Origin of the sequence: Clostridium ljungdahlii DSM 13528 (assembly GCF_000143685.1) — a bacterium.
In the GTDB taxonomy this organism is placed as follows: Bacteria; Bacillota; Clostridia; order Clostridiales; family Clostridiaceae; genus Clostridium_B; species Clostridium_B ljungdahlii.
The window spans coordinates 1064233-1076275 of sequence record NC_014328.1 but is presented as its reverse complement, the minus strand read 5'-3'; the positions used below and the strand labels follow the sequence as shown (position 1 = coordinate 1076275).

General features: G+C 31.4%; 12 protein-coding genes. All 12 read right to left on the bottom strand.

The window, feature by feature from the left end; genetic code table 11:
• Window positions 1-5: 5 nt before the first annotated feature.
• Window positions 6-1892: a tetratricopeptide repeat-containing glycosyltransferase family 2 protein gene (locus tag CLJU_RS04755; RefSeq protein ID WP_013237629.1), complete on the bottom strand. Its 1887-nt coding sequence runs from the start codon at window positions 1890-1892 to the stop codon at window positions 6-8.
• A 158-nt stretch (window positions 1893-2050) separates the two neighbouring features.
• Window positions 2051-3763, bottom strand: a complete 1713-nt coding sequence (locus CLJU_RS23115) for a flagellin N-terminal helical domain-containing protein (RefSeq protein ID WP_013237628.1) — start codon at window positions 3761-3763, stop codon at window positions 2051-2053.
• Between the two features lie 280 nt (window positions 3764-4043).
• Window positions 4044-4382: a hypothetical protein gene (locus CLJU_RS04745; protein ID WP_023162980.1), complete on the bottom strand. Its 339-nt coding sequence runs from the start codon at window positions 4380-4382 to the stop codon at window positions 4044-4046.
• A 27-nt stretch (window positions 4383-4409) separates the two neighbouring features.
• A complete protein-coding gene (gene fliD, locus CLJU_RS04740) occupies window positions 4410-6254 on the bottom strand; it encodes a flagellar filament capping protein FliD (protein WP_013237626.1) in 1845 nt (614 codons plus the stop codon).
• A complete protein-coding gene (locus tag CLJU_RS04735; protein WP_013237625.1) occupies window positions 6244-6465 on the bottom strand; it encodes a flagellin N-terminal helical domain-containing protein in 222 nt (73 codons plus the stop codon). Before CLJU_RS04735 ends, fliD (CLJU_RS04740) begins: the two co-directional genes overlap by 11 nt.
• 646 nt (window positions 6466-7111) lie before the next feature.
• Window positions 7112-7456: a flagellar protein FliT gene (locus tag CLJU_RS04730; RefSeq protein ID WP_013237624.1), complete on the bottom strand. Its 345-nt coding sequence runs from the start codon at window positions 7454-7456 to the stop codon at window positions 7112-7114.
• 56 nt (window positions 7457-7512) lie between these two features.
• On the bottom strand, window positions 7513-9870 hold the full coding sequence (gene fliD, locus CLJU_RS04725; RefSeq protein ID WP_013237623.1) for a flagellar filament capping protein FliD: 2358 nt from the start codon (window positions 9868-9870) through the stop codon (window positions 7513-7515).
• Window positions 9871-10179: 309 nt separating this feature from the next.
• On the bottom strand, window positions 10180-10566 hold the full coding sequence (gene fliS / locus CLJU_RS04720; protein WP_013237622.1) for a flagellar export chaperone FliS: 387 nt from the start codon (window positions 10564-10566) through the stop codon (window positions 10180-10182).
• Between the two features lie 78 nt (window positions 10567-10644).
• A complete protein-coding gene (locus CLJU_RS04715) occupies window positions 10645-10947 on the bottom strand; it encodes a hypothetical protein (protein ID WP_013237621.1) in 303 nt (100 codons plus the stop codon).
• 30 nt (window positions 10948-10977) lie between these two features.
• Window positions 10978-11337, bottom strand: coding sequence for a flagellar protein FlaG (locus CLJU_RS04710; RefSeq protein ID WP_013237620.1), 360 nt, complete (start codon window positions 11335-11337; stop codon window positions 10978-10980).
• 33 nt (window positions 11338-11370) lie between these two features.
• Window positions 11371-11586 carry a carbon storage regulator CsrA gene (gene csrA, locus CLJU_RS04705; protein WP_013237619.1) on the bottom strand — a complete coding sequence of 72 codons (216 nt, stop codon included), beginning with the start codon at window positions 11584-11586 and terminating at the stop codon, window positions 11371-11373.
• Window positions 11587-12018: a flagellar assembly protein FliW gene (fliW, locus tag CLJU_RS04700; RefSeq protein WP_013237618.1), complete on the bottom strand. Its 432-nt coding sequence runs from the start codon at window positions 12016-12018 to the stop codon at window positions 11587-11589.
• Window positions 12019-12043: the final 25 nt, after the last annotated feature.

Below are 12043 nucleotides of genomic sequence, written 5' to 3'. Positions count from 1 at the left end.
CCTCTCTAAAAATTATTAAGTAATTCTTTTGCTTCTATTTTTAATTTTTGATCAGTTACTTTTTTCTCCAGCCAGATTAAATATTGTTTTACTTCTTTAGGTTTATATTCTTTTTCTACAGCCTTTTGCATATATTCCATGCTCTTCTTATAATTCTTCATTTTAAAATAACATACTCCAGCACATTTACATGCCATACCATAATACATACCTGCATCTTTCAGCGAATCATTATAGTTATTTACAGCTTCAATATACTGTTTGCATTCAAACAATATATTTCCTATACTAGAAGATATATTTTCCTCAAAATTACTTTTTAATTCAATAAATTTTTTTAATTCAATAGAATTTCCTTTAACTAATACTATTTCTTTCAGCAATCTTAAATAATCACCTTTATCTTCTTTAATAAATTTTACATTTTTATTTCCTAAGTACCCTTCAATGATTCTTTTAAGAGATGGCTTTACATAATTTTTTATTTCTTCTACTAATTTAACATCTTTACTCAAAAGTGCAGACAGCACTGAAAACTGACTCCAGGTATAACTCCACTCATCAAAATAGCACTTAGAAAAATATTTATATGCTTCTTCGTAATTTTCGTTTGAGTATAAGGCAAACATTATTTTATTATCTTCTTTTTTAAATTTATTTAACCTTATGTTTTCGTAATAATAAAGTACTTTCCCTAATTTAACTTTTGCTGTTTGGTTAACCAAAAATTCAATGTCTTTCTCATTATTAATATCATAAATACTGTTAATAAATAAAATTATATCAGAATAATTTTCATTTCTTATTAATCCTAACAAACACTGAAATGCCCCATCAAAATATTTATTTTGCTCTAAGGACTTAACCTGATACTCAAGTGCATTGATGTTATCATTTTCAAGTTCATAAAGCCTTCCCATATTATAATAGGCATTATATATATTGGCCTCAAAATTATTATGTTCTATATCATTGTACTTTTCATTAAGTTCAAATGCTTTTTTATAAAGTTCAAGTGATTTATCATAACTTCCATAAACATGTTCTAAAGATGCCCAAAGCCTATAGAACTCAGGATAACTAGTTTTTTTTGCTATGGCTTCATCAATTACTTTTCTTACAGACTCATAAGGTGAATTTAACATCATCATTGAAGCTATGGTTATATAATATGGTTTTGTATTATATCCCCCATTTTCTTCACCACTATCAATATACATTTTCATATATTTTATTGCCAGTTCATAATTTTCAAGTGAAAAATAGCAGTCACCAAAATAGAAATAAGTTTCAGCTGTAGCTTTTCCTTCATCTACATCTTTTTGTAATAAAAATAAATTTCTTTCATATTTGCTTTTAAGGATTTCAGAAGAATAACCTGTATGATAAATAGTTATATCTTTTTTATCTGCAGTAAAGCAATCTATCTTTTTTCCATTATCATATACATTTTCATGAATCCTGCCCAGGTATCCCATAGATTCCTTATTTCTAAATATTCGCACCATATAATCTGTAACTTTAATATTTTTTACAGTGTCAATATTTATTCGAGGACAATATATTCCAACTATGTTTTTACTATTATCAATACTTTTAATAATCTTAAGTATATTTTTACTAGTATCTCCATAAAAATACTCATCTGCATCCAAAAATATTATCCAGTCACCTTTTGCTCTAGAAAGAGCTAAATTCCTCGGCTGAGAAAAGTCATCATTCCAAACATAATTATATATTTCAGCACCATATTCTTTTGCTATGCTAATTGTATTATCTATTGAGCCAGTATCTACGACAATTATTTGATCTACGACTTCTTTAAAGCTTTCAATACACTTTTTAATATTTTTTTCTTCATTCTTTGTTATTAAACATGCCGTGATTTTCATAATTTCAACCCCTCTTGAAGTTTTGATATTAATTTTTTACAGAATTAAATACTTTAACTTTCTAAAAAATTAATATTTTGTATTAAATAAGGGTGGAATACAAACTCCACCCTTATTAATAGTAATTAATTCACTTGTAACTAAATTAGGTTAACTGTTTATCTCAATAACTGAAGAACCTGCTGCGGCTGTTGGTTAGCTTGAGCAAGCATAGCCTGAGCAGCTTGAGATAAAATATTGTTCTTTGAGAATGCTGACATTTCTTTTGCCATATCAACATCTCTAATTCTTGACTCTGCTGATGTTAAGTTTTCTGAAGATGTACCAAGGTTTGCTATAGTGTGCTCTAATCTATTTTGGTAAGCACCAAGTTGTGATCTCTGAGCTGAAACTGCAGCTGTAGCATTATCTAATACTTTAAGGGCAGCTGTAGCAGTATCAGTTGTTGATACATCAAGGGATGCTTCTCTTAATGTAGCACTAGTTCCATCCGTAACAACATTTGTTGATGTAAATTTAGCACCTGCAACTCCTGCAACGGATGCACCAGCTGTACCAGCAATTCCAAGAGCATTTGATCTCATATCTGCTATAGATATTTCAAATGTCTGTCCCATATTTGCTCCTACTTGCATTGTAGTCTTGAAATTTTGCTGAATACTTCCATCTTGTACTTTTATTTGATTTCCTGCAACTCCTGGATCTGCAGCTGAAATAGTAACTTTTCCAGCACCACCACCTGTAGCAAGTGTAACACCTGAAAGCTTTGGTCCAGCCTGTGCAATTATTGCTTTAGAAATATCATCTGCCGTTGAAAGTCCTGCTAAATCAACACCAATTGCAGAACCAGTATAAGCACCTTTAGTACCATCATAGAATTCAACTTGTTGATTGTCAATTGTCATACCAGTTCCAATATAAGCTGAATAAGTACCACCTATAGTAATAGTAGCAGCCGCAGCTGTTCCTGTACTAGTTGTTCCTGTGTTTCCTGCAGCTGTTCCAGCAAGAGTCGTACCAGATTTTGCTGATGCTCCTATAATACCAGCTGCACCATCAAATGTTCCACCTGAAACTGCTGTAATAGTAACATTAGCACCATTACCTGTTACTGTATAGTTTCCTTTTAAAGCTGAATTATTATCAATCATATCTTGAAGTGCTGTTCTTATTCCAGTTGCTGCACCATTTACTGTTGCAGTTGATTCAAGATTAACAGTAGCTGCTGTTCCTGTTACATTATATACAGCCTGAGCTGCTTGTCCACCAGCATTTGATGCTGCAAAAGTAACTGTAAGTGCTTGTCCGTTAAGTGTAACAGTATAAGTATCTGCTGCTGTTGCTGTTGCTGTTATGGTATTAGTTTGAGTTGCTGCAGTCTTTGAAGGATCTACACCGCCAGTAAAATTACCAACTCCAGTAGTTAAGCCTGAACCAGCAACCTTAACAGAACCATCACCTTTCAAAAGTGACTGAGTATTGAATTCTGTAGTATTACCAATTCTGTTAATTTCTGATGTCAATTGATTCATTTCTGTCTGTATAGATTGTCTATCAACAGTAACGTTTGTACCATTTGCTGACTGGTTAGCAAGTTGTCTCATTCTTTGAAGAATTGAAGTTGTCTCATTTAAAGCACCTTCAGCTGTTTGAACCATTGATATAGCATCTTGTGAGTTAGAAGCTGCTTGATCAAGACCATTTATCTGGCCTCTCATTTTTTCAGATATTGCTAGTCCCGCTGCATCATCTGCTGCACTGTTGATTCTAAGACCTGATGAAAGTTTTTGCATTGATTTGCTTGCATTGTTTGAATTGATGTTCATGTTCCTTATGGCATTATTTGCTTGTAAGTTGTGATTAATTATCATAATAAATTCCTCCTTGAATTTTAACGGGCATCCTTGCCCTTTGTTTATTTATAGTTAAACCCGAAGGTTTACTAACTAATTAAAGTTCAAAGTTTAAATATCAAAGTTCAAATTAGGTTAATTTTCAGCTAATGCTGAAAATCTTCATTTTTTGTTATTTGTTCTTTGTACTTTGTTTTTTACTTTGCGCTTTGTTATTTATTTTATCGTTGTTATTTCTATTTACTTTACTACTTTTTTCGACTTTTTAATTGATTTTTTATTTATTTCTATAATTTAATTATATTTTCTTGCTAAATATATTTGTACCTATATGCTTATAGTAACCTTTCGTCGAAGCCTTCCTTTTAGATATATCATCAATTTTTTCTCTTAAGTCCTTTTTCTTTTCAAACATCATTTTTGATAATTTATTCTGAAAAGCAATTATTTCAAATTGTTTGACTGGACTGCCATACTGCTCTATTGTACAATGCATCTTTTCTAAATCATTTAATAATTTCTGTCTCTTATCAATTATACCTTCCAAAGCATCATAATCATCCTTCTGAAGTTTATCAATAAGCTCGCAAGTGACATCCCTCAAATTCTCCATAGCTTTTTTTAAATCCACTTCCATCATTTATTCTCCATTTTAATTTTTATATTAGTTTCCAAGCATAGAAGATAACTGTAACTGCTGAGAATTTAACCTATCCATAGCAGTTTCAAGCTTGGAGAATTGCTGATAATATTTTTCCTGATCTGTACTCATTTTACTTTTAATATCTTTTATCTTAAGCTGCTGTTCATATAATTGGTCTGGAAGTGTATTTTTTCCTCCAGTTCCTGTAAGAGTAAAATCGTACTGCTTATTTGCATAAGATGTCAGTACTGCACTATTAAATGTAGTGTTTACATAACCAACATTTTTTTGAAGTATCTTTGAAATTCTAGTAAAAATTCCATCTTCTTTATACTGTGTAAGGCTGCTGCCATATTCTGCAGTATTTGAAATAGCAGATATATTGGTAAACATTTTGGATATTTGATCACCTTTAGTTGCTATAGCCGTTTTTAATTGTTCTGGATCAACTATATCAATATGAGAAGGTGTAGTATAATCTTTAGATGTATCTATACCAAAATTATTACTGCCATAACGACCTAACGAAAGACCAACATTATTTACTGCCGTAGTAAATGCCGTAGACAAATCATTGAGCATAGTTTCAAGATTATCATCATTCCAAAGAATGCCAGCTTTAGCTTTAGTTTCCCAAGCTGTAATCTGCGAAGTAGTCATTTGAGCTTTTTGTGCATCTGTCAAAGGTTTATAGTCCTTGTTTGGCTTTTCAGTGAGTTTTTTTTGGATATCATCTACTATATCATTATATTTATCAATAAATGATTTAATTTTATCATATACCTTGCCCGTATCTGAACCAATATTTACTGATGCATTGCCCTCACTTGACAGCACATAGCTCACTCCATCTATAGTAAAATTATTAGTAGACTGTGCATTACCATTTGTACCATTTAAAGTAACAGGACTACCGCCTGGAACAGTAATAGTTACATCTGCATTTTGAGAATTTTGAATTACAACTTTTGCAGCATCTGTAACCTTATAGTTACTTGCACTTTCACTGGTAATTTCCCAATCTCCTTCAGTTACAGTAGTTGTCGTAGTTACACCATCTTTTGTAACAGTATTAGTAGTTGTTCCTGTTCCCTTATTTGAAACAACATCAGTGGAAAATCCAATTATACTAGAAAGTGAAGCTGTAGTTCCACTTTTTATCGTTAAAGTTGAAGATTTACCTGTACCAGATGAAGATAAAGCAAATTGTCCTGTAAGTTCGCTAAATTTCGCTTTCACACTACCTCCACTTTGATTATTTATTGCATTAACTAAATCTCCTACTGAAGCGTTTCCATCTGTATTATCTAAGGTAATATTTACATCGCTAGCACCTGTATTTACTGTTAAAGTAATAACTTTCTTTAAACTAGTCGCTTCTGTTCCCTCTGCAGTTGTACCTGTTATGTCAGTTAATTTTGTAGTAAGTTTTGTCCCCGCCGCTAACGTATTAGTTACTCCTGCACCTTTAGCTAATTGAGTAACTGATATTGAGTATTTTCCTGTCTGTGCTCCAACCATCGGATTAAAGGTTGCCACCGATGTATCTACTGTAGATGCTCCATTAGCATCACTTACAGTAAATGGTGCAAAATTTGATTGTGACAAAATATTTTTATCTGAAGTTCCTGAATCAAAAAAACTACTTTGCAAATCTTTTATATTTTTAATGATATCTTGATATGCCTCTTGCTTCCACTGGGTAGTCTGCTGATCCTGCTGTGCTTTATCAAGTTTTGTCTGTTCTCCTGCCATCATCTTTTTTACCACTGCATCTACATCAAGACCTGAAGATAAACCTGTTAATCTAATCATATTACCGCCGCCGGCACCAGTTGAACCTATCGGCATACTACTATCTGACATGCTTATCTCCTCCTTCTAATGCACCTTCATCCGTCTGTACCATGGAGATACCATCTTGAGCATTAAATGAGGTCTGATTTAATCTATTGATTTGTCCTCTCATTTTTTCTGATATTGCAAGACCTGTTACATATGATTTGCTAGCATTATTTGAGTTGATGTTCATGTTTCTTATAGCATTATTTGCCATAAGGTTGTGATTGATTATCATAAAAATTCCTCCTTGAATTTTAAATGGTCATCCTTGCCCACATTTTTATTTTGTTAGTAAACCCTAAGGTTTTATTAAACAAGATAAAGAACAAAGTTTAAATATGAAAGTTCAAATTAGGTGGATTTTCGGCTAATACCGAAAATCTTCATTTTTTGTTCTTTGAACCTTGTTATTTAATTTACACTTTGTTATTTGTTTTATGATTCTTATTTACTATATCGTGATTATCTTTTTTTACTTTATAAATTTTGATTACTTTTACTTTTTTATATAAATTTATTGATTATTATTTTAATATGTCGAAAGAAAGTAGATTTACTTTAACATGACTTGTGTAGAAAAATTTAAGACATAAAAAAACCCCTCCCTATTTGTTTTATTATTGTAAGTAATGAAACAAACAAAATAAAAAAGGATTGGCTGCTTTTTCTTAATTATTTCACTTATTGATTTCTAAAAGCCTTTTATTAACCGTCCAGATTATATTATATAACTAATTCCTCCTTGAATTTTAATGGGCATCCTGCCCGCATTTTTATTAATTAATAGTTAAAAATTAAGAATTAATAGTTATGGAAGATTTTATTCTGCTTCACTTCAGAAAATTTCCCTTAATTCTTACATATTAGCTATCTTATGGTAGTTAAATTTTCTTGCTAAAAATAGTGGCAAAGCCTTTTCCCATACCTCCATAGGCTGTACTAGCTCTTTTATTCTTAATTATACTTCCCAACTTCTTTTTAATTACAAGCATTTTCTGTTTCATAAGTGATTCTAATTCTTTCTCAAGTTCACTAATATGAAGTTCATCATATAATTCTTTAGCACAATCTTTATTCTCTTTCATAGAAGTTATTTTATTTAAAATTTCTTGCCTCATTTTCATTTCACTATCCAAAGAATCAAAATTGCCCTGCTTTACCGTATTTATAATATTAACAGTACAGTCCCTATACTCCTTCCATATTTTCTCTATAGATTCTTCCATATTAAAAATCCTCCTAGACTTTACTTTTAACAAAAGCCTATTTTTTTACTTTCATATTAGCCGCTAGTATACATGGAAAGGGCAGATTGTTGTGAATTCAACTGCTGCATAACAACTTCAAGCCTTGTAAATTGATCGTAATACTTTTTTTCGTCATTAGTCATCTGATCAGTCAAATCCTTAATTTGCTGTTGTTTCTGGTATATCTGATCAGGAAGGGTACTTCCTATACCTCCATATAAACTGAAATCATCTTGATAATTAGCAAACTTCGTTAATGTGGCATTATTTAGTGACGTACCAAGCGTACCTACATTATCTTCAAATATACCCTTTACTCTTGAGAATATACCTGACTGATTAAATTCTGCATCTTTATCCGAAAGCATTTTCGTAGAAGAAGTTGGTAAATCTGATATACCCGTTGCTGACATAGATATATCACTTGATGTAGTAAATTTTATATGCTTTGTTCCTGAAGCATCTACTGAAGTAGATACAGATGCCATACCCTTTAAAGATGTTGCATTTATTTTATTATTAATATATGTTTCTAAGTCATTTAAAGAATCACTCGTGAATCCACTCATATCTATTGCGACATTTCCACTGCTTGATTGTAGATTTATAGTTTTACCTGCCCCTTTCCAGGCTGATAAATCATTACCAGCTATATTATATCTATTGTTTAAAGCTGAATTATAAGTACCTGCAAACAATTTTAAAACTTGATCACCGTGATTAGCTATAGCATCTCTTAATTTTGAACTATCAGCAATAACAAGTTTATTTGGCTGCTCAGGATCATTAGACAAATCTATTCCTATAGCATTAGTTCCATATTGACCAAATGCAACAGATGCAGCACTATTTCCATTTCCGTCCTGAACTACATTAGAAAATGCTGATCTCAAACTATACATAAGGTTTGTCAAATCTTCATCGTTTCTTAAAATTCCCTGCTTTGCCTTGGCTTCATAGTTTTTTATATCATCACTATTCATCGCGCTCTTTTTTGCATCTGTAAGCGGTGGATAATCATTATCACTTTTCTCAGTCAATTTAGTTTGAATTTCATCCATTACCTTGTTATATTTATCAATAAAATTTGAAATTTTATCATATATCTTTGTAGTATCAGAAGTTACGGATATACTTACTGGATCTGTAGTTTTTCCAATTACATTATAATTAATTCCATTTACAGTAAAACTATTGGAGGACTCAGTCATAGTAGTTGAATGACCATCGATTCCTGTAACTGTAACCTCAGCATCACTTCCCTGATATGATTTTCCTAATGCATCTGCCGGCATACCAAGTGCACCCAATAAACCTGGTGTGGTTTCACTTGACGTATCTCCAGCCTGGCCATGAGTTGATAAATAATCCTCTATTTTCAAGCTAGATATGCTTCCAGTAGCTGTAGTTTGAAGTGTGAAATTTCCCGTGGTATCATCAAACTTACCTGTTACAGCTCCACCAGTAGCACTGCTAATAGCTGTAATCAAATCTCCCACAGTTGCTGAACCATTTTTTCCACTGCTGCTGTTATCTACTTGAACAGATACTTCTTTTCCATTGTAATTTAAATTTAATGCAATTTTCCCATCTAATCCACTACCCAGATCAGTTAACTTTGTACTTGTTGAAGCTGATACTAACTGCTTATTGACTAAACCATCCATATCAGTTATGTTAGTTGGATGACCATTAGCAGTGTCATTTACTATTCCAATATTTGAATCATTATCTAATGGTGTAAATTTTATATATTTATTAGATCCATCCTCTACATAAGAAGTTGACATTTTGCCCGTTAAACTTGGATCCGCAGCTATTTTTTGATTAATATATGAAACTAAACTAGCTCCTGTTGTTCCTGTAAATCCAGATAAATCTAAAGTAACAGGATTAGCCACCCCTTCTATACCAAATGATATAGATTTTCCTGATCCTCCCCAGCTTGAAATATCTGTTATTTTAACCTGACTGTTTAAAGAAGATGAACCACCAATAACTGCATTCTTTGCCACATCAGCTACAGATATTTTATATGTTCCGGCTGCAGCACCAGTCTGTGCCGTAGCACTTACAAGTCCTGCAGCATCACTTACTGCATTCATATTACTGTAGTTATCTTGATTTAAAAGATAATCTGCCGAATCACTCACATCAAAAAAAGATTTTTGTAGATCCTGTATATCACTTATTATAGTCTTATAAGCGTCCTGCCTCCACTGAATCAGCTGCTGGGACTGCTTAACTTTATCTAGTTTTGCCTGATCACCTTTAAGCATCTTTTTTACTATGGAATCTACATCGAGACCCGTATTTAATCCGGTAATTCTAAGCATACTTCCACCGCCAGCACCAGTTGCACCTGTAGGCATACTACTTACACTATCTGACATATTTATCTCCCCCTTTATCTCGTTAACTAATAATTAACTCAACTTTCGCACATAAGAAATTAACTTAATATAAAAAAATTACGAAGTAATATTTTTAAAGAACAAAGTGCAAAGTTCAAATATCAAATAAGGATAATTTTCTTCCTAACGTCAGAAAATATTAAAATTATAGATTTCCTGAGGTACGAGGGAAATCATCTTTATCTGTTCTTTGTTATTTGAACTTTGTTATTTTCAAAAGCTTTGTTTCGCAAAGTTTTTAAACTGCGAAAGTTGAATAATTGACAGTTGATAATTATTTTTCGTCTATTATTTATTACCTTTAGAAATCTTATAAGCCTCTTCCCAAGTATTTCTGACATCCTCTATTAGTGGAATCACCTCATCTATTACTTTTACATCTTTTTTCATATTTGCATCAATAAGTCTTCTTACTATAAAATCATATAAGCTCATAAGAGATTGTCCCCATTTTCCTGCCTTGGAAACATCCAAAGATATTATAAGTTCATTAAATATATTTTCAGCCTTAATTATGTTTTCATGAGCTTTTTTTATATCTTTGTCAACTATCGCTTGTCTTCCTATCTTGGAAAACTTAACTGCACCATCTACCAGCATCAAAAGGAGCTGTTCCTTTGAGGCATAATTTACGCTATTAGTTTTATAGGTTTTATAAGCGTTACCTGCATACATACAATAAACCTCCCTTATTGAATTAATAATTGTGCTACCTCAACTATTAATTCTTAATTCTTAATTCTTAATTATTAATTACTTCTTAACATCTAAAATGTTTCCTCTTTCATCATTTGTTGAAATGTTTTCCTTATCTTCTTTAAAAGCTTTTACTTGAACTTCTTCCACTTTACTTGCTTCTACAAAAATACGTTTTTTACTTTTGCCCTGTTTGTATTTTGTAAGTTCTGCCTTAAAATCTCCCTGACTATTTTTTTTCTGACCTTTATAGTCTTTATTTATAAAAATTCCTGACTTATTATGAACTTTTCCTGCACTTGTAGTTTCCTTTACTCTGCGGCGAACTTCCGGGTCTATTTTATTTAACCTAAATTCCATAAAAATCCCCCCTATAATAATATCATTGTTTTAAACTTTTTTGTCCAAAAAAACTCCCGCCAATTCACAAAGTTTATCTACCATTTCTATTATCTTTTTAGGTGGTATTTCTTTTATAACCTTATTAGTTTTATCATCTATTATTTGTACCGTAATATCATTAAATTTGCCACATACTTCATATTTTAAGTGGGTAGCTTTGTCCTCAAGCAGTTTGTTTAATTTATCTACAGCTTTTTTCACATCTTTTTCAGTCAACTTTTTTTCACTTGAACTTTTATCAGTAGTTTTATCAATTACATCTGTACTTTGCTGAGTCTCTAAAACGTTATTAGATGTATTAAAATCTAAAGATAGCTGTCTTCCTTGACCTATATCTTTAACTTCCATGCAAAACACCTCTTTACATTTTATTTATCAAATTTATTTTTTCAATTTTTTTAAAATACTTATATCTGAAACTATCGCATTTTTATTTTCTTCTACTACTTCCTTATAAAGTTCTTTTCTAAGTATTGTTACATTTCTAGGGGCAGATATAGAAAGCTTGACACTTCCATCATCTATTTTTACAACAGTAATTTCTATATCTTCTCCTATACGAAGGGACTCTCCCTTTTTCCTGCTTATAACTAACAATTAAAACTCCCCCTTAAAAAGTGGGTATTTTATTGGATAATCAACTCTATCCAATATTAATTGTTCCCCAATATTTTCATTCTTATTTATCACTATGGGAGCTTTCAAATTAACTGTTATATTTTCTAGTTTAGAATTCAAATGAACTGTATTTACCACAATAATGTCATTTTGACTCTTTACATTAAGTTCAGATGCTTTGTCATCATTTAAGTCAAATTCATAATTTTTCACTACATTAAAAGGTGAAACCACCACAATTCCAATATTTAAATCTTCAATAGAATGAAGTATATAAAATAAATTATTTTCCTCTGCCGGAACCAATATAAATTTTTTCAAATGTTCAAAACCAGGAATTCCTTTTTCGAATATTATTATATCTTCTTCTTCATAACTTAGTACTCCATGATATTTTGTATTCAGTTCCATCCTTATCTCCCTCTACGTTCAATTA